The organism is Hoeflea prorocentri (assembly GCF_027944115.1).
Classification (GTDB): Bacteria; Pseudomonadota; Alphaproteobacteria; order Rhizobiales; family Rhizobiaceae; genus Hoeflea_A; species Hoeflea_A prorocentri.
On record NZ_JAPJZI010000002.1, the window covers coordinates 267,569 to 284,355 of the forward strand.

Annotated in this window: 17 protein-coding genes; 6 read left to right on the forward strand and 11 right to left on the reverse strand. The window is 60.1% G+C overall.

Going from position 1 to position 16,787, the window contains the following annotated elements:
• Position 1 precedes the first annotated feature (1 nt).
• The 6 genes from OQ273_RS22805 to OQ273_RS22830 all read right to left on the reverse strand — a co-directional run bounded on the left by OQ273_RS22805 (position 2) and on the right by OQ273_RS22830 (position 7,377).
• Positions 2–943 carry an ABC transporter permease gene (locus OQ273_RS22805; RefSeq protein WP_267993410.1) on the reverse strand — a complete coding sequence of 314 codons (942 nt, stop codon included), beginning with the start codon at positions 941–943 and terminating at the stop codon, positions 2–4.
• The gene (locus OQ273_RS22810; RefSeq protein ID WP_267993411.1) at positions 943–1,992 is read right to left on the reverse strand and encodes an ABC transporter permease; all 1,050 of its coding nucleotides are present in this window, start codon (positions 1,990–1,992) and stop codon (positions 943–945) included. The genes OQ273_RS22805 and OQ273_RS22810 overlap by 1 nt, the downstream gene beginning before the upstream one ends.
• Positions 1,982–3,505 (reverse strand): ABC transporter ATP-binding protein, encoded by a 1,524-nt coding sequence (locus OQ273_RS22815; protein WP_267993412.1) that lies wholly within the window; start codon positions 3,503–3,505, stop codon positions 1,982–1,984. Before OQ273_RS22815 ends, OQ273_RS22810 begins: the two co-directional genes overlap by 11 nt.
• On the reverse strand, positions 3,502–4,941 hold the full coding sequence (locus OQ273_RS22820) for an amidase (RefSeq protein WP_267993413.1): 1,440 nt from the start codon (positions 4,939–4,941) through the stop codon (positions 3,502–3,504). The genes OQ273_RS22815 and OQ273_RS22820 overlap by 4 nt, the downstream gene beginning before the upstream one ends.
• A 9-nt stretch (positions 4,942–4,950) precedes the next feature.
• Positions 4,951–5,928 carry a BMP family protein gene (locus OQ273_RS22825; protein WP_267993414.1) on the reverse strand — a complete coding sequence of 326 codons (978 nt, stop codon included), beginning with the start codon at positions 5,926–5,928 and terminating at the stop codon, positions 4,951–4,953.
• Between the two features lie 141 nt (positions 5,929–6,069).
• On the reverse strand, positions 6,070–7,377 hold the full coding sequence (locus OQ273_RS22830; RefSeq protein ID WP_267993415.1) for an amidohydrolase family protein: 1,308 nt from the start codon (positions 7,375–7,377) through the stop codon (positions 6,070–6,072).
• 254 nt (positions 7,378–7,631) lie between these two features.
• Here OQ273_RS22830 and hisC point away from each other — a divergent pair, with 254 nt between their 5' ends.
• Both hisC and OQ273_RS22840 read left to right on the forward strand, forming a co-directional pair.
• On the forward strand, positions 7,632–8,735 hold the full coding sequence (gene hisC / locus OQ273_RS22835) for a histidinol-phosphate transaminase (protein ID WP_267993416.1): 1,104 nt from the start codon (positions 7,632–7,634) through the stop codon (positions 8,733–8,735).
• Positions 8,732–9,679, forward strand: coding sequence for a prephenate/arogenate dehydrogenase family protein (locus OQ273_RS22840; RefSeq protein WP_267993417.1), 948 nt, complete (start codon positions 8,732–8,734; stop codon positions 9,677–9,679). The genes hisC and OQ273_RS22840 overlap by 4 nt, the downstream gene beginning before the upstream one ends.
• Here OQ273_RS22840 and OQ273_RS22845 read toward each other — a convergent pair.
• Positions 9,676–10,689, reverse strand: coding sequence for a DUF2125 domain-containing protein (locus tag OQ273_RS22845; protein WP_267993418.1), 1,014 nt, complete (start codon positions 10,687–10,689; stop codon positions 9,676–9,678). The two genes, OQ273_RS22840 and OQ273_RS22845, sit on opposite strands and share 4 nt — an antisense overlap.
• 81 nt (positions 10,690–10,770) lie before the next feature.
• On the opposite strand from OQ273_RS22845, the gene OQ273_RS22850 reads away from it, so the two are divergent.
• Positions 10,771–11,298: a gamma-glutamylcyclotransferase gene (locus tag OQ273_RS22850; protein WP_267993419.1), complete on the forward strand. Its 528-nt coding sequence runs from the start codon at positions 10,771–10,773 to the stop codon at positions 11,296–11,298.
• Here the strand turns inward: OQ273_RS22850 and OQ273_RS22855 are convergent.
• The 4 genes from OQ273_RS22855 to ftsE form a co-directional block, all read right to left on the reverse strand.
• Complete coding sequence (locus OQ273_RS22855) at positions 11,288–12,085, reverse strand: lysophospholipid acyltransferase family protein (protein WP_267993420.1); 798 nt, start codon at positions 12,083–12,085, stop codon at positions 11,288–11,290. The two genes, OQ273_RS22850 and OQ273_RS22855, sit on opposite strands and share 11 nt — an antisense overlap.
• Positions 12,086–12,140: 55 nt before the next feature.
• Positions 12,141–12,881 (reverse strand): YdcF family protein, encoded by a 741-nt coding sequence (locus OQ273_RS22860; protein WP_267993421.1) that lies wholly within the window; start codon positions 12,879–12,881, stop codon positions 12,141–12,143.
• A gap of 85 nt (positions 12,882–12,966) precedes the next feature.
• Positions 12,967–13,956, reverse strand: coding sequence for a cell division protein FtsX (locus OQ273_RS22865; RefSeq protein ID WP_267993422.1), 990 nt, complete (start codon positions 13,954–13,956; stop codon positions 12,967–12,969).
• Positions 13,949–14,608 (reverse strand): cell division ATP-binding protein FtsE, encoded by a 660-nt coding sequence (gene ftsE / locus OQ273_RS22870; protein WP_267993423.1) that lies wholly within the window; start codon positions 14,606–14,608, stop codon positions 13,949–13,951. The genes OQ273_RS22865 and ftsE overlap by 8 nt, the downstream gene beginning before the upstream one ends.
• A 265-nt stretch (positions 14,609–14,873) precedes the next feature.
• Between ftsE and OQ273_RS22875 the strand changes: the two genes are divergently transcribed.
• From OQ273_RS22875 to OQ273_RS22885, 3 genes are all read left to right on the forward strand, one after another.
• Positions 14,874–15,497, forward strand: a complete 624-nt coding sequence (locus OQ273_RS22875; RefSeq protein ID WP_267993424.1) for a hypothetical protein — start codon at positions 14,874–14,876, stop codon at positions 15,495–15,497.
• A 160-nt stretch (positions 15,498–15,657) separates the two neighbouring features.
• Entirely contained in the window at positions 15,658–16,200 is a 543-nt protein-coding gene (gene hpt / locus OQ273_RS22880) for a hypoxanthine phosphoribosyltransferase (RefSeq protein WP_267993425.1), read from the forward strand.
• A 215-nt stretch (positions 16,201–16,415) separates the two neighbouring features.
• The gene (locus OQ273_RS22885; RefSeq protein WP_267993426.1) at positions 16,416–16,778 is read left to right on the forward strand and encodes a response regulator; all 363 of its coding nucleotides are present in this window, start codon (positions 16,416–16,418) and stop codon (positions 16,776–16,778) included.
• Positions 16,779–16,787 lie beyond the last annotated feature (9 nt).

A 16,787-nucleotide genomic window follows, 5' to 3' on the forward strand; every position in this document is an offset into this window, starting at 1 on the left:
GCTACCGCTCACCCTTGCGGTAGGGCGCCATCAGCGCTTGCGGAACCTTCGCGCGGCGCGACATGGCGATGAGCGCGACGATGGACAGGACATAAGGCACCATCAAAAAGAGCTGATAGGGGATTGCACTTTCGACCACATGCTGCAGCCGAAGCTGATAGGCGTCGAACAATGCAAAGAGCAAAGCGCCGAGCAGCGCCTTGCCGGGACGCCAGGAGGCAAAGACGACCAACGCGATGCAGACCCAGCCGCGGCCCTGCACCATCGTGGGAAAGAACGAGTTGAACGTCGCCGTGGTCAGGAAAGCCCCGCCGAGTGCCATGAAGGCACTGCCTGTGACAATCGCGCCGATGCGGATCGAGATCGGGTTGAGCCCCTGTGCCTCAACGGCATGCGGGTTTTCACCTGTCATGCGAACAGCAAGGCCAAGCGGCGTGCGCGCCAGCACATAGGCCGTCGCCAGGCAGGCGAAGATCGCCAGATAGGTGGGCGCGGTCTGTGTAAACAGCGCTTCGCCGATAAAGGGAATATCCGTAAGGCCCGGGATCGCCAGCGGCTGGAACGGTTCGATTGTCGGCGGCGTGGAGGAAACCGGTAGCGAGAGCCGGTAGATATAGTAAGTCAGCGAGGATGCAAACAGCGTGATGCCCAGCCCGGTGACGTGTTGGGATAGGCCGAGTGGCACGGTGAGCATGGCGTGCAGCAGGCCGAAGAGGCCACCGCATAGCGCCGCGACGATCAGCCCGGTCCACAGATCACCACCCTGATAGACGGTCATCCAGGCAACCATGGCGCCCATGGTCATGATGCCTTCGATACCAAGGTTCAAAACGCCCGCGCGCTCGCAGATCAGAGCGCCCAAAGTGCCAAAAATGAGCGGCGTGGCAATGCGCAGAACCGCGCCCCAGAGGCTTGCCGACGCGAAGATTTCCAGCGCTTCCATCAGCGACGCACCCTGTAGCTTGTGAACAGAAGGCTGACGAGCATGGTCAGCAGAGAAATGGAGACGATCACATCGGCGATGAAGCTTGGTACGCCAAGCGCCCGGCTCATACTGTCGGCCCCGACAAAGACGATGGCGACAAACAGCGCCGTAATGACCACGCCCAGCGGATTGAGCCCGGCCAGCATGGCAACCACGATGCCGGAATAGCCATAGCCCGGCGACAGGTCGAGCGTGACGTAGCCTTTGAGGCCGGTGACCTCGATCGCCCCGGCGAGGCCTGCAAGCGCCCCTGAAATACAGGCAACGCCGAGCATGGTCTTGCCAAGGGCGATGCCGGCGAAGGAAGCGGCCTTCTGGTTGAGACCGGCGGCTTTGGTCTCCAGCCCGAATACCGTCCGAGTCTGAATAAACCAGATGATGAGTGCCGCCGCCAGGGCAATGAGAAGACCGATATGAAGTCTGGTTCGCGCGAGGATTTTCGGCAGCAGCACATCGTTGCTGACGGCGACCGATTGCGGCCAGCCGAAGGCCAGCGGGTCCTTCATCGGACCCTCGATCATCATCGAGACAAACAGCAGGACGATGAAATTGAGGATAAGCGTCGTCACGACCTCATCGACGCCGAGCCGAATGCGCAAGAGAACCGGGCCAAGCAGAAGCAAGGCTCCGGAGATCATTCCGGCAATCAGGATGATGCCGATCGCCAGCGGCGCGGGCAGGCCGGCTGTCATGTGGTGTCCGATCCATGCGGCGGCGATGGCGCCAAGATAAAGCTGACCTTCTCCGCCGATGTTCCACAGCCGTGCGCGGAAAGCGACAGCGGCGGCTAGGCCGGTCAAAATGAGCGGCGTGGTGCGGGTCAGCGTTTCCGAGATCGACAGGCGTGAGCCGAACGCGCCCTTGAGCATTTCAAAATAGGCATCGAACGGGTTGGCTCCGGCCATGGCGATGAGGCCACCGGACAGGATAAGCGAGATGAGGATCGCGGCGACCGGGGCCGCGACGATCATCGCCACTGAGGTCTGTTCGCGCCGCTCAAGCCGCATCGGTATCTCCCCAGATGCCGGCCATCATCAGCCCGACCGATTGGGAATCGGCGTCAGCGGCAGCGATCGGCTCGGAAAGCCGTCCGTTGAAGATCGCCTGCACACGGTCCGACAGGGCCAAAACCTCGTCAAGGTCTTCCGATATGAGCAGAATCGCTGTTCCGTTTTTGCGCGCTTCCAGCAATTCGGAATGGACGGCTGCAATGGCTCCCTCGTCCAGCCCGCGTGTCGGCTGGTTGGCGATGATGAGACCCGGGTCGGTCGCAAGATTGCGGCCAAGGATCATCTTCTGCATGTTACCGCCCGACAGAAGCCGGGTTCCCGTATCGGGATCGGCCCCGCGAATGTCGAAGCGGGATATGAGTTCATCGGCAAAGGCACGTCCGGCAGAGCGGTCGACAAGGGCATGTTTTGAAAAGCGGCTGTCGTGGACGCGTTCCAGCACGGCGTTTTCCCAGACGGTCATTTCACCGACGACGCCTTCCGCGTTGCGGTCTTCCGGAATTCGGCCGGTTCCGGCCTTGACCAATGCTCGGGGAGAAAAGGACCGGGTTTCGATGCCATCGCGGACCAGCGTTCCGGCGCTGGCGCCGACGAGGCCGCACGTCAGCCGGCCAAGGCTTGCCTGTCCGTTGCCCGATACACCAATGATGCCGAGTATTTCGCCTGCCCGAACGTTGAAACCGATGTTGTCGAGCGTCTTGCGCCCATCCTCAATGACATCGACGGCCCTTGCGGCCAGGACTTCGACACCCGCCGCCTGAGCCTGTCTGACAGGCCTTGTAACCCGGCGGCCGACCATCAGTTCGGCAAGCTCGGCCCGGTCGGTCTCATTTGTCAGCCTTTCGGCAATGACCTTGCCGCCGCGCAGTATTACCACCCGCTTGGACGCGGACATGACCTCCGCCAGCTTGTGCGAGATGAAAATGACCGAAAGCCCGGTTTCGGTCATATCTCTCAGCGTCTTGAAGAGCTGTTCAGCCTCAATGCCGGTCAATACCGCGGTGGGCTCGTCGAGGATCAATACCCTGGCATCGCGGTAGAGCGCCTTGAGGATTTCGACACGCTGTTTTTCGCCGACCGAGAGGTCGCCGACGAGCGCATCGGGGGCGACCTGCAGGCCGAAGCGTTCCGACAGTTCCGTCAGCTTCCTGCGCGCGCCGGCCCGGTCGGAGCGCATAAGGGAAAGCGGTTCCGTTCCGATCATGATGTTGTCGAGAACCGAGAGGTTGCCTGCGAGCGTGAAATGCTGGTGCACCATGCCGATGCCGGCTTCAATGGCGGCGCGAGGGCTGCCAGGGGGAAGGGTGTTTCCGAAAGCGCGCACTTCACCCTCATCGGCTGTGTAGTGGCCGAAGAGGATATTCATCAGCGTTGTCTTGCCGGCGCCGTTTTCACCCAACAGTGCGAGCAGTTCACCCTTCGCAAGCGACAGGCTGATATTGTCATTGGCGATGAGCTTGCCGAAGCGCTTGGAAATGCCGGAAAGTTCAAGAACCAGTTCGCTGCTCATGCGTTTGTCCCCGCGATGTCTGCCGGGTACGTCCAGCGGGAAGCAACTTCCAGTTCCCGGGCGATATCAAGCAAAAGCAGATCGGAGCCGATCGGCCCGACAAGCTGAAGTGACAAAGGCAAGCCGGAGGTGCTCCGACCATGCGGCAGGCTGAGTGCCGGGAGACCGGCGGCATTGGCGAGTGCGGCGCGGGGTGCAATCGAAGTCATCTGATCCCAAAACGTGTTGGTGTCTGTTTTATCCAGTGACATCGCGCCGACTTTCGGCGGCGGGCCGGCAAGTGTCGGCATGATAATCGCATCAATCCCGTCAAACAGTTTCCAGCAGGCATACGCCAGGCCGGCGGCATCCGCCTCCGCCTGAAACAGATCGGTCGCCGGCAGGCCGCGTCCCTCCTGCGCGACGGCTGCAGCGATTGGCGTGACTTCATCCTCGGCGATCGACAAAGCGTCAAACCAGCCTGCGAGCGCTACCGAGAGCATGGTGCGCACGATACGGTCCGCGGTCTCGGCGAGCGTGTCGAGTGTGTCCTCGCACAGATCGACAATGGTGTGACCCCGTTCCTCCAGCCGCGATGCGGCGGCGCGGACAGCTTCTGCCTGGTCGCCGGCGAGGGGCCATTTCATCTTGTCGACAAGGCCCAAATTCAGACCCTTGACCGGGACGCCCGACAGGGACAACTCGCCATAGGGCCCCATTGTGTGCCCTGAGATCGCGACAAGAGCCAAGCGCACGTCTCGAACGGAGCGCGCCAGGACCAGATCACCGGTTATGCCCATCAAATGGTTGCCGAAATCGGGCGCATTGGAGGTCAGCCCGCGCGAGGGTTTGAGACCGACGAGGCCGCAACAGGCGGCGGGAATACGGATGGAGCCGGCGGCGTCGGTTGCGTGGGCCATGGCAACGATACCGGAGGCCACTGCTGCCGCGGCGCCGCCCGACGAGCCGCCCGGTGAATATTCAGTGTTCCAAGGATTACGCGCAACCGGCCCGCCGGGCGGCTCGCTGGTCAGCGCGAGGCCGAATTCCGGTGTGGTGGTGACGCCGTAGGGCAAAAGGCCTGCCTGCCTGAAACGCTCAAAAGTCAGGCTGTCGTGTTCCTCCGGTCCAAGCCGTTTGGCCAACGCCTTCGATCCGGCATAAACGGGCAGTCCCTTTGCGCCATTGCCGAGATCCTTGGCGAGGAAGGGCAGTCCGGCAAAAGGCGCATTGACGGCGGCCGGGTCACCTTCGGCCAGTCTTTTGTCAAATGCTGCGGCGGCGTTGCGCCCCATCTGGATGTTGAGGTGGCAGATACAGCCGAACGGGTCCGATTGCGCCCGCTCGATACTCGCCTCCATCAGCGCCGTGGCACTCAGCTCTCCATGACGAACAGCTTCGGCCAGCGCCGTTGCATCAGAAAGCGGCGCCGTGGCGCCGCTTTGGTCGAAAGACATGCGCTCCGCTCAGGACGGTTCGTCAGTTTTAATCGGGACTTCGAAGGAGCCATCCTTGATGGCCTTGCGCTTTTCTTCCATCGCCGAAATGGCGTCGGGCGAAATGCCGTCGGCAACAAAGAGGATGTCATTCCCACCATGTTTCATGAAGGAGAATTCCGTGTAGTCCTTGCCGACGGGATTGCCCGCCGCGACATCGGCGACAATAGCGTCGACTGTCGGGCGGAAATTCCAGATGGCATTGGCAAAGACCGTGCCCGGATAGCGGGGGGTGTAGTCGATCAGCGAGCCGATGGCGAGGACCTCAAGTTCCTTGGCGCCGTCCGCTGTTCCGATACGCTCACCGAAGATGACGTCCGCACCCGCATCGATCTGGGCGATGGCCGCTTCCTTGGCTTTCGGCGGATCGAACCAGGCGCCGATGAAGCTGTTGAGGAATTTGGCGTCCGGGTTCACTTCCATGACACCGTCACGGAAGGCGTTGATCAGCAGATTGACTTCCGGGATCGGGTAACCGCCGACTGAACCGTATGTGTTCGATTTGCTCAGAGAGCCTGCGAGCATACCGGCAAGATAGGCGGCTTCATGGTTTCGGGTGCCGAACACGCCGAAATTGTCGCCTGCCGGTCCACCCGACGATCCCATCAGGAAAGCGACGTCGGGATAATCGGCGGCGACCTGCCTTGCTTCGTTCTCGACCGCGTAGGATTCGCCCCAGATCAGGTCGACTCCCTGTTCGGCATATTCGCGCATGGCGCGGGCATAATCCGTGCCGGAGACGCCTTCAGAGAAGACATATTCGATGACACCATCATCATGAGCCGACTGAAGGGCTTCGTGAATGCGTGAATTCCATGCGTTCTCCACCGGTGAGGCGTGAATGCCGGCGACTTTGACCTTGTCTGCGGCAATTGACGGTGCGGCAAAAGCTGTTGCGGCACCGAGTGCAACCGCAAAGACGTGTCTGCGTGTAAGTTTTTTTATCATGATGGTGTTCCTCTGGATTGCGGACGTTTCCCTGCCCGGGCTGTTGCCCCAGGACGAGCTGTTTTTGTAATTTTTGTCCCAATGGTCAAAATGGTATCGAGCCCCGGTCATTTGTCAACAAGATGATTGGGCGGGAGCCGTTCACAAGGTCTTGCCTGGCGGGTTTTCCACTGGCGCATAACCGGCCGGGTCAACCGTATCCGGCCTGCCGGCAAGATTGAGTGTCGATACCTGCGGCTCAGCTTGCGCGATGATCTCTCCATTGCGCAAGACAGCCAGCCGGTTGGCCTTCAGCCTGATGGCCTCAACCGGGTCGCGGGCCTGCAAAAGAACACAGGTGGCCGGTTTGCCCTTTTCGATGCCGTAATCGTCAAGGCCCATGGCGCGGGCGGAGTTGACCGTGACGGCGTCAAAAGCCTGTTTCATCGCCTCAATCGAGGTCATCTGGGCCACATGGACGGCCATGTGCGCGACCTCCAGCATGTCGGCGCTGCCCATCGAATACCAGGGGTCCATGCAGCAATCCTGACCAAGAGCCACATTGATGCCCGCAGCAAGCATTTCCGGCACCCGGGTCAGGCCGCGGCGTTTCGGGTAGGTGTCGTGCCGGCCCTGCAACGTGATGTTGATCAGCGGGTTCGGGATGGCATGGATTTCAGCCTCCGCGATGAGCGGAATGAGCTTGGAGACGTAGTAATTGTCCATCGAATGCATCGACGTCAGATGCGAACCTGCCACGCGGCCCTGCAATCCAAGCCGCACAGTTTCCGCGGCGAGCGTTTCGATATGGCGAGAAAGCGGATCGTCTGTTTCATCGCAGTGCATGTCGACCGGCAGGCCGCGTTCGGTGGCGATTTCGCAAAGCCTTTGTACCGATGCCGCGCCTTCGAGCATTGTGCGCTCGAAATGAGGAATGCCGCCGACAATGTCGACACCCTTGTCCAAAGCGCGCAGCAGGTTTTGCTCTGCATCCGGCGAACGGAAAAGCCCGTCCTGCGGAAAGGCCACTAACTGCAGATCGATATAGGGCGCGACCTTTTCGCGAACCTCGATCAGCGCATCGACGGCGAGCAGTCTTTCGTCACAGACATCCACGTGGCTGCGGATGGACAAAAGACCGCGCGATACGGCCAGATCGCAGTAGCGGAGGGCTCGCTCGACGACCGCCTCCCGGGTCAGGAGCGGCTTGAGCTCACCCCAAAGCGCTATGCCCTCCAGAAGCGTTCCGGAGCGGTTAAGCCGCGGCTGGCCGAGGGAGAGCGTTGCGTCCATGTGAAAATGCGGATCGACAAAGGGCGGTGAGACCAGCCTTCCGCTGGCATCGATTGTTTTTTGCGACTGCGCATCAATTGCCGGCGCAATGTCCTGGAATGTTCCGTCGGAAACCGCGATGTCGACGCCGGTCCTGCCGTCCGGCAGATTGGCGTTCTTGATGAGCAAATCGAGCATGGGCGTCTCCTGGCGCGGCGGGCTTGCAAACATCGCATTGCAGCATGCGGTGAGACAGTCCCGCAAGCGCAGTTGACGGTTTGTACGGTGGATTCTCGGGATTGTTCACAGCCGCGTCACGCAACACCAAGAGTTTTCCGCGTGAGCCGCAGGCGTCTAAAGCCTCGACAATCAGGCCCCATGGGGCTATGCCCCGCTGGTTGTTACCGGTCGCCGCAGCTCCAGTCTCGCGGCGCAAACAGGGAATCGTGACGATGACCAGTGCCAGATCAGTGCCGGCACCCAAGAACGGCGTGATGGATATCGCGGCCTATGTGCCCGGAAAGGAAACCGCTCCGGGTGTTGAGCGCGTTTACAAGCTTTCCTCGAATGAGACGCCGCTCGGGCCCAGTCCCAGCGCGGTAAAAGCGCTGACGCACGTTCTGGATCATCTGGAAATCTACCCAGACGGGGCCTCGAATGCGTTGCGCGATGCCATCGCGGACGTGTACGGACTGAACCCGGCCAACATCCTGTGCGGGAACGGGTCGGATGAACTGCTTGGGCTCTTGTGCCAGACCTATCTGTCACCCGGCGATGAGGGTATTTTTTCCGAACACGGATTTCTCGTCTACAAGATCCAGATCACCGGCGCGGGCGCTGTGCCGGTCAGTGTTCCAGAGACGGATTGCCGGGCGAATGTCGACGCGATCCTCGATGCCGTAACGGAGCGCACGCGCATTGTGTTCCTGGCCAATCCGAACAATCCGACTGGAACCTATATTCCTGTTGATGAAGTACGGCGGCTACAGGCCGGCCTGCCCGGAAACGTACTGCTCGTTCTCGATGCGGCTTATGCGGAATATGTACGCCGCAATGATTATGAGTCCGGGATCGAACTGGTGTCCGGCAGCGACAATGTCGTCATGACGCGGACCTTTTCCAAGATCTACGGTCTGGCCGGACTGCGCATCGGCTGGATTTACGCGCCTGCTGCGGTGATCGATGCGCTTAACAGGATCCGCGGTCCGTTCAATGTCAACGCGGCTGCGATCGCGGCGGGAGCCGCGGCGATGCGCGACCGTGATCATGTCGAGCGCGCCATTGCCCACAACGAAGACTGGCGCAGCCGGCTGACCAGCGGATTTGAGGCGCTCGGCCTGACGGTTACGCCGTCGGTCGGCAACTTCCTGCTCGTACACTTCGACGGCACCGCCAAGTCCGCTGAGGAGGCCGATGCCTTCCTGACCAGCTGCGGCTTTGTGCTTCGGCGGGTGACGGCCTATGGCTTTCCCAACGCCTTGCGCATGACAGTGGGCAGCCAAGAGGCCAATGAAGGCGTGCTGGCCGCGCTGAAAGACTTCATGGAACAGGCATGAGTGATATCCGTTTTGAAAAAATCGCCCTGATCGGCATCGGCCTCATCGGGTCCTCACTTGCGCGGGTCATCCGAGAACGGCGGATTGCCGGCAATATTGCCGTGGCCAGCCGTAGCTCCGAGACGCTTGAGCGCGCGCACGATCTGAATTTGGGCGATTCCTACACCACATCGGCTACGGAGGCTGTCCGCGATGCCGATCTCGTCATTGTCTGTGTTCCGGTCGGTGCTTCCGCCAAGGTGGCGCGTGACATCAGCGACACGTTAAAACCCGGCGCCATCGTCACGGATGTCGGTTCGACCAAACAATCCGTCATCGAGCAGATGATGCCGGTGCTTCCCGAAACCGTGCATTTCATTCCAGGGCACCCGATTGCCGGCACGGAGCAATCGGGCCCGGATGCCGGCTTTGCCGAGCTTTTTGACGGCCGCTGGTGCATCCTGACGCCGATTGCCGGCACGGATGAGACGGCGATCGATAGGCTGACCGGCTTCTGGCATGCCTGCGGCTCCATGGTGGACCGCATGGACCCGGAACACCACGATATGGTGCTCGCCATCGTTTCTCACCTGCCGCATATCATTGCCTATAATATCGTCGGCACGGCCAATGATTTCGAGACGGTTTCGAAATCCGAGGTCATCAAATATTCGGCTTCAGGTTTTCGTGATTTTACCCGCCTCGCCGCCTCCGATCCGACCATGTGGCGCGATGTGTGCCTGCACAACAAGGACGCAATCCTGGAAATGCTTGCGCGATTTTCCGAGGACCTTTCGTCGCTGCAAAGGGCTATCCGCTGGGGAGACGGCGACAAGTTGTTCGATCTCTTCAACCGCACGCGGCACATCCGCAAGTCGATCATCGATGCCGGTCAGGATGTGGATGTTCCCGATTTCGGCCGCCATGTGGCGCAGACCGAGGGCCACGGCGAAGACACGCTCTAGATCGGCGGCAGTTTGCCGAGCTGAATGAAGCCGATCCGGACGGTTCCGTTCTCAATGTTGACGGGCAGCGACAACGATCCGCCACCGCCGCCGATACCGGCAGCAATGCCGGCAGCGTTGCCGATTTCCTTGGCCAGATGCGGGAAGGCGCGGGTGAGGACATCCTGCCAGGCCCGCATATTGCGGACCTCCATGTTGAATTTGCCGGTTAAATAGCCGTCCTGATTGATCGAGAACGGACCTTCTATGCTGAGGCCTGCACCATTTTCCAGATCGGCGTTGAGATTGTTGAGCGAGGCGCTGAGATCGCGCCAGGGCTGATCGGTTTGGGAGCCACCGTTCAAGAGTGATGCCCGGTCAGCCAAAGTGACATCCGCTTGCAGGTCGAGAGCGGGCATGTTGCCAAGCTGTTCGCCGAGGCGCACGATCGCGCTGTTGAGGCGCAGCACCGCATCGAGATCGGCATTGTTTCGGCGGGCATGGAACTGCGAGGTTTCAGCCACCACCTCAACAGGATCGGACGCACCGGCCACTGTGACCTTTGCCTGAAGCTCCTTGCTTTCCAGTGAGGCGCGGTCGAGGCCGTCCAGACTGAAGACCGTGCTGGAACGCAGGATGTCCCAATTCATATCGGCCAGCAGGCCGGCGCTCGCCTTTATCGATACCGGGCCGTCGAGTTCGGAGACAATGTGGTTGGGCTTGTAGATCTGGGCGGCGGAGCGGAACCCGCCGGTCGACACCGTTGTCGCGGTCTTCTGGTCCTCGGCAACAACCGAGGTACAGTGCAAGCCGAGCCGGAAAGGATAACCGCGCACATCCAGATCCCGGCAGTCAGCTTCCACATTCTGGCTGCGCAAATCGCTGAGCAGGAACTGGCTGCGGCTTTCGAGCTGGCCGGCAAGGTAGAACCACACGCCGGTATAGCCGGCAATGGCGACAACAATCAGGATCACCAGCCACAGATATCTGCGTGACGTATTTGCCGGTGCTTTGCCACTTGACCTTGCCATTTGGTTCTCCAATTGTGCGGTCTGCCTGACGATGACAAACCAGCGCGGCAGGGCCGCGTATTCGGGATACTGACAAACGATATGGATGATTTTTGGGTCTTTGGCTATGGGTCGCTGATGTGGCGGCCGGGATTTGAGTTCGAGGAGGCGCGGCGCGGACGCCTTTTCGGCTATCGCAGAGCGCTTTGCATCTACTCCTATGTCCATCGCGGAACGCCGGAAAAGCCGGGTCTCGTGCTGGGGCTCGATCAGGGCGGCTCCTGCACGGGCATGGTCTATCGCGTGAACGGCGACATGCGCGAACCGGTGATGTCCTATCTGCGGTCGCGCGAGCTCGTCACCAATGTTTATCTTGAGCGCACCTCGCCGGTGCATCTGGCAGACGGGCGGCGCATAACAGCGGTCTGTTATGTCGCCGATACGGGCCATCATCAGTTTGCCGGACATCTTTCAGCCGAGGATGCGGCGCAGCGTGTTTCGTTCTCGCAAGGACAATCCGGGCACAATGTCGATTATGTCGCAAGCACCGTCGCGCATCTCAAGGAGATGGAGATCCGCGATCACTGGCTTGAGGATGTCGCCAGGCGGATGGATGCGCTTACGCGCTGACCGGCTTTTCTGAAGTCAATTCTTCATATCGCTTGCGCGCCAGTTTCGGCAGCGGCAGGTCGGGATTGTCCCGCACTGCCTCAACGAGCAGTTTGTCGACCGCGCTTTCAGTCTCGTCGATCAGGCGCTGCATGAACTCTTCCGGCGGCAGGCCGGGCGGTATCGGCGGCAGGAAATGCACCTTTATGTTGCCCGGATAGCGCAGGAATTTTCGCCTCGGCCAGAAAAGGCCGGCAACGACGGCCACCGGCATGACCGGCACATCAAGCTCGGAATAGATACGGGCGATGCCGTAGCGATAGGCCGGCTCGGCGCCTACCGCGCGCCGCGTGCCCTCCGGATAGATGATGAGCTGACGTCCGTCCGCCATTTGCTGGCGTGTCTGCTCAAGGACGGCCGGCATGACCTTTTCGCGGCTGCCGCGATTGATCGGCACCATCCGCATCTTGTTGACGTACCATCCAAACAGCGGGATCCAGGTCAGTTCGCGCTTTAGGATGTAAAACGGATCATCAAGATAGGGCAGCAGGCCGATGGCGTCCCAGAAGGACTGGTGTTTGGGCGCAATGATGTAGCCGCCCTTGGGAATGTTTTCCAGACCTTCGACGGAGTGTGTCGTGCCGACGATATGCTCCATCAGCCAGTTGCTGGAGCGGACCCAATTCTTGGGGATAACCCAGGCTGCCTTTCTGCGCATCAGGAAATAGGGCGGCGTGAAGATGATCATCTGGATGATCAGGCTGAGATAAAACGCCAGGTTAAACAGCGCGGAACGGACAAGGAGCATAAAAGGCAGACCGGGTTGTTTTACACCGCCTACTGTGACGATGGGCGGGGCGGTGTCAATCGCCCTTGAGTTGTCCGGACGCCGCGGCCTGGCCAGTGGCAATGCCACCGTTGCTCGACCGCAGCCCGTCTCTGGAGTGGGTGCCGCGGGACAGATGAAGCCGTGCCCCGAGATATTTTACGTATTCGGCAGCGAGCATACGCAAGGCACCCGGCTCCTGCAGCCAGCGCAAATGCGTCAGTTCAAGGGTAACCACCGGATAGGGAACAAAGTTGGTCTGCGGGTCGACACGTCTGAGTTCCAGCAGGCTGCGCGGCATATGATAATTGCTCGTGACAACGATGACGTTCCGGTAACCATGTTTGCGCACCCAAAGGGCCGCTTCATTGGCATTGCCGATTGTGTCTATGGCGTCATGCCCGATGTCGACACAACACTCAAAAAGGGCCGGTTCGGCCTTGGTCAGCCTTTGGATCTGGCTGCCGGTAGTCGAGGGGTTTACGCCCGAGATGAGCAGATGCGCCGCCGTCCCGTTGTCCAATAGCTCTATTGCCCGATCAATGCGCCGGCTGCCGCCGGTCAACACCACGATACCATCGGCCTTGGCCAGCGATTTCGGCGGGGTCAGTTCGATGACGTCGCGTGAAAAGCGCAGGAAACTGCCCGCAAGGAGACCCACCGCCACCGCGACAACAAGCAGGAATACCCCCGCAAGCCGCATGAGCCAGCGCGCGCCCCCGCTGTGCTTTGACAACGAATCGGCTGGCGCCGATTCGTTGCTTTCTTCGGTCTTCATGATTCTTCCATACAGCGCCTTTGTGGCAAGCGCCAGAAGGCTGTGGACGGCAATGCGTCATGCCGTCCGTCCATGGGGTGCCCGCTTACGAGATCGAGTAGGTCGGATCAGAGCGGATCAGGTCGATCTCCATAATTGTGCGAATAACGGTGATGCGCGTTGTCAGGGCGGTCAGCACGGCCGTTATAACGACAATTGCCAGTGCACCGATATAGCCGCCGGCACCCATCGAGAAGCCGCCAAAGAGAGCGGTTGCCTGATCGCTTTCCGGGGTTGCGAGGCTGACGCTTGCCCAAAGACTGGCCACGGCAAAACAGAGCGTTGCGCCGAGCCCGCCGGCCAGGGCGCCCTTTAGAGCGATCAAAAAGAAGTGCTTTTGAAACTTGGAGGCAACGAAGCTCGCCTCCGCCCCGACGAAATGCAGGACTTCGACAATATGGTGATTGCCCGACAATGCGCCGCGTGTTGCAAAAACCACCGTCAGGATGGTTGCCGTGAACACCAGGGCAAGGACGCCCAGACCGATGATCACGGTCGTGTTGGCCATGGCGATCAGCCGATCCACCCATGTGCGATGATCGTCAAGGAAGACATTGGCGACCGATTCTTCAAGCGCCGCCCGCATGCCCGCAAAATCCGGTGGAGAGGCCTCGTCAATGGTGACGATGACCAGCCGCGGAACGGGGAGTTCCTCCATGTCGAGGCCCTCGCCGAGCCAGGGCTCCAGCAGGCGCGCCGTTGCCGCCGAATCAACGATCATGGCGGAGGTTGTGCCGGTAAAACTCAGCGCAATGTCACGCGCCTTGGTCAGCTCGGCATCCAGATCCAGCCCCGGCTCGGGCTTGATCTGGATGGTGATTTCGCGTGAGATCTCGCTTTGCCAGCTGTTTGCCGTGTCCTGAACCATGATCACGGCACCCAGCGTCAGGCAGGCGAGGAACGACATGATGGATATCACCAGCATGAGTGAACTGCCGGCAATATTCGACGCCGGCACGATCGGGGCCGTTGGCCGCAAGACGATTTCGCGCCGGCTCTCCTGAAGACCGGTTTCGTTTTCCGTCACATCATTCATAGATTTCCAGCCGTCCGCCCGAGAGAATCATACGCCGCGCATCCACCTGATCCATCAGCGACAGATCGTGAGTGGCAATGATCACGGCTGTGCCGAGTTTGTTGAGTTCCATGAACAGCCGCAACAGGCGTCTGGCAAGCGGCGCATCGACATTGCCCGTCGGCTCGTCCGCCAGCAAGATTTCCGGCTGGTCGATCAGGGCGCGGGCAATGGCGGCGCGCTGTTTTTCACCGCCCGACAGGATCGGAGGCAGCACGTTCATCCGGTCGCCAAGTCCAACCCATTTCAAAAGCTCCACAACATCGGTGCGGTAGCTTGCCTCGTCCTTGCCGCGCACCCGCAGGGGCAGGGCCACATTCTCATAGGTGGTCAGGTGGTCGAGCAGACGGAAATCCTGAAAAACAATACCGATGCGGCGGCGCAGCTTGGGCAGTTCCTGTTGCGGTATCGTCGTGATGTCATGGCCGAAAATCCGCACAAAGCCGCGTGTCGGCTGCAAGGACATGAACATGAGGCGCAACAAGGTTGTCTTGCCTGCACCGGACGGTCCGGTCAGAAACTGAAACGAGCGCCGCGGGACGTCGAATGTCAGATCGCGCAGGATCTCCGGTCCCATGCCATACCGCAGTCCAACATTGTCAAAGTCGATCACGCCCGCCTCGTTCCTGCATTGCGTCTACCCGTCGCCCTGCCGCCAGGGTTAATTATGGGTAAAGGTCGGCCCTATGGTGCGCACTCCAGCTGCCGAGTTTCTTCTTTGTTAACCAAATCCGTTTACGAAGGCTAAAGAATTCCCGCAACGGCCGGGCCAGGGGAACAGAAAACAGCTCATGCAAAACGGCAGCGGCAAACACAGATTCGGCTATAGTACGCGAAATCGTTTTGCGAAACAGCCTTCGAGACATAGCAGCGAAAAAATGCCCGGTCACGGCGCCAAATTGTCCGGCCCCCTGTTCGATAGCGATATCATCGATGCCGAATTCGAACATGTCGACGATGACATCCGTCCGACAAGGCCTGTTCGCAATCGTGCCCCTGCCGTCCGCCCGGAGGTCCGGGCAACGGATTTTTCCAGGTCAGTCCCTGAACCCCATGGCGGCGCGAACTTCTTTACAAATCAACCGTTTGCCAGGCGAGAAGACAAAAAACGCTCGGCGTCCGGGTTCGTCGGGCTCGTCGCCGCCGTCAGCCTTTTGGCATTCTGGGTTTCCGGCGGCCACGCTCTCTTTTCCGGCGGAGCGGGTTCCGGCGACGGCCTGAGCCTTTCCGATGTCAGTGTCGATCCGCTGCGTGTCAGAGACGAGTCCTACTTCGTTGTCCACGGCGTTATCAAAAACAATTCGGCCGATTCGCAGGACGTGCCCTTGCTGACGATCGCGCCGGATGAGACGCAGAGCGATGAACTGCCTCTTTATGCGCGCGCCGGCAAGGAAAAGCTGGCAGCCGGCGAAAGCACGCGTTTTCGTGTGCGTGTTCCCAGCAATGTGCGCGACTACGGCAATCTGAGCGTATCGCTGGCAGGCGGCGGCACGGCCCGCTGACGCGCAAGCGCGCATATCCTGCGCATTATGCCGGGAAACTTGGCGAATAAGCCGACATTGGCTTTTCCTTTTTGTACGCATGTTCTACACCGGCTGCAGGGTGGCGGTGCGTCTGGCGCACAGGCCGCTTGCAGATGAGCGTAATTCCGGAATTGCACCTATGCCTGTTGTCCGCGGAAAGAATATCGACGTCCTGTTTTCGCCGGAGCAGATTGCCGAGCGCAATCTGGACCTTGCCAAACAAATTGCGACCGAGCCGAAGGAAGACCTGTTGGTCATTTCCATCCTGAAGGGCTCGTTCATTTTTGCCGCCGACCTGCTGCGTGCCCTGCATGCGGCCGGACTGGAGCCGGAGGTGGAGTTCATAACGCTCTCCAGCTATGGCAAGGGGACCAAGAGCCAGGGCGTCAGGATCATCAAGGATATCGACAGCGAGGTCCGGGGCCGCGATGTTCTGCTGATTGACGATATTCTGGAATCCGGCAACACGCTGCGCTTTGCCCGTGAACTCATGTATGAGCGCGGTGCGCGCAATGTCTCGATTGCGGTCCTGCTGGACAAGACATGCCGCAGGGAAGGCACGCTTAATGCGGATTTTGTCGGCTTCGAATGCCCTGACTATTTCGTGGTCGGATACGGCATGGATGTCGCCTATGCGTTTCGCGAACTGCCCTTTGTCGGTGTTGTAACCGGGGACGCGTAGCAGACTGCCGACGGCCAAGGTTCTGTTAAGCATGATGCGGCGAATGTTATCCGGCGCAAAAAGTTTCCTCGCCTGACCGGCGGGCATTTACCCTGCGAAAAGGTTTGAATGGTTTGCTGTGATCGGGACACATCTCGGGCGGTCTTGCGGCCGGTCGTACATGATACAGGGAGAGCATCGCACGACCGGTGCTCGGACAAGTCGGACGGGAAAGAATGGCAAAAATCCTTATTGCCGAGGACGAGGAATCGCTTCGTCGTTTTGTCAGCCGGGCATTGAGAATGGACGGGCATGACGTGGTGGAAGCCGCAGACGGCGCGCATGGCCTCGATCAACTGCGCGAAAACGTCACCTACGATCTTCTTCTGTCGGATATTCGTATGCCGGTGATGGACGGTATCGAACTGGCCCACACCGCGGCAGTGGAATTTCCGGAGCTGAAGATTTTGCTGATGACGGGGTATGCCGAACAGCGTGAACGAGCCGATTCACTCAGCGATATCATCGTCGACGTGGTGCCGAAGCCGTTTTCTCTTCCGGACATTCGCGGAGCGGTCGCCGAGGCGCTCGCTGCCTGACCGGTTGCC

What these genes read in the sequence shown, in the direction of transcription:
- OQ273_RS22810 (WP_267993411.1), bottom strand. Translation starts at nt 1,992, where the DNA reads ATGCGGCTTGAGCGGCGCGAACAGACCTCAGTGGCGATGATCGTCGCG.
- OQ273_RS22840 (WP_267993417.1), top strand. Translation starts at nt 8,732, where the DNA reads ATGAGTGATATCCGTTTTGAAAAAATCGCCCTGATCGGCATCGGCCTC.
- OQ273_RS22885 (WP_267993426.1), top strand. Translation starts at nt 16,416, where the DNA reads ATGGCAAAAATCCTTATTGCCGAGGACGAGGAATCGCTTCGTCGTTTT.
- OQ273_RS22820 (WP_267993413.1), bottom strand. Translation starts at nt 4,941, where the DNA reads ATGTCTTTCGACCAAAGCGGCGCCACGGCGCCGCTTTCTGATGCAACG.
- OQ273_RS22845 (WP_267993418.1), bottom strand. Translation starts at nt 10,689, where the DNA reads ATGGCAAGGTCAAGTGGCAAAGCACCGGCAAATACGTCACGCAGATAT.
- hisC (WP_267993416.1), top strand. Translation starts at nt 7,632, where the DNA reads ATGACCAGTGCCAGATCAGTGCCGGCACCCAAGAACGGCGTGATGGAT.
- OQ273_RS22855 (WP_267993420.1), bottom strand. Translation starts at nt 12,085, where the DNA reads ATGCTCCTTGTCCGTTCCGCGCTGTTTAACCTGGCGTTTTATCTCAGC.
- OQ273_RS22860 (WP_267993421.1), bottom strand. Translation starts at nt 12,881, where the DNA reads ATGAAGACCGAAGAAAGCAACGAATCGGCGCCAGCCGATTCGTTGTCA.
- OQ273_RS22805 (WP_267993410.1), bottom strand. Translation starts at nt 943, where the DNA reads ATGGAAGCGCTGGAAATCTTCGCGTCGGCAAGCCTCTGGGGCGCGGTT.
- OQ273_RS22815 (WP_267993412.1), bottom strand. Translation starts at nt 3,505, where the DNA reads ATGAGCAGCGAACTGGTTCTTGAACTTTCCGGCATTTCCAAGCGCTTC.
- hpt (WP_267993425.1), top strand. Translation starts at nt 15,658, where the DNA reads ATGCCTGTTGTCCGCGGAAAGAATATCGACGTCCTGTTTTCGCCGGAG.
- OQ273_RS22865 (WP_267993422.1), bottom strand. Translation starts at nt 13,956, where the DNA reads ATGAATGATGTGACGGAAAACGAAACCGGTCTTCAGGAGAGCCGGCGC.
- OQ273_RS22825 (WP_267993414.1), bottom strand. Translation starts at nt 5,928, where the DNA reads ATGATAAAAAAACTTACACGCAGACACGTCTTTGCGGTTGCACTCGGT.
- OQ273_RS22875 (WP_267993424.1), top strand. Translation starts at nt 14,874, where the DNA reads ATGCCCGGTCACGGCGCCAAATTGTCCGGCCCCCTGTTCGATAGCGAT.
- OQ273_RS22830 (WP_267993415.1), bottom strand. Translation starts at nt 7,377, where the DNA reads ATGCTCGATTTGCTCATCAAGAACGCCAATCTGCCGGACGGCAGGACC.
- OQ273_RS22850 (WP_267993419.1), top strand. Translation starts at nt 10,771, where the DNA reads ATGGATGATTTTTGGGTCTTTGGCTATGGGTCGCTGATGTGGCGGCCG.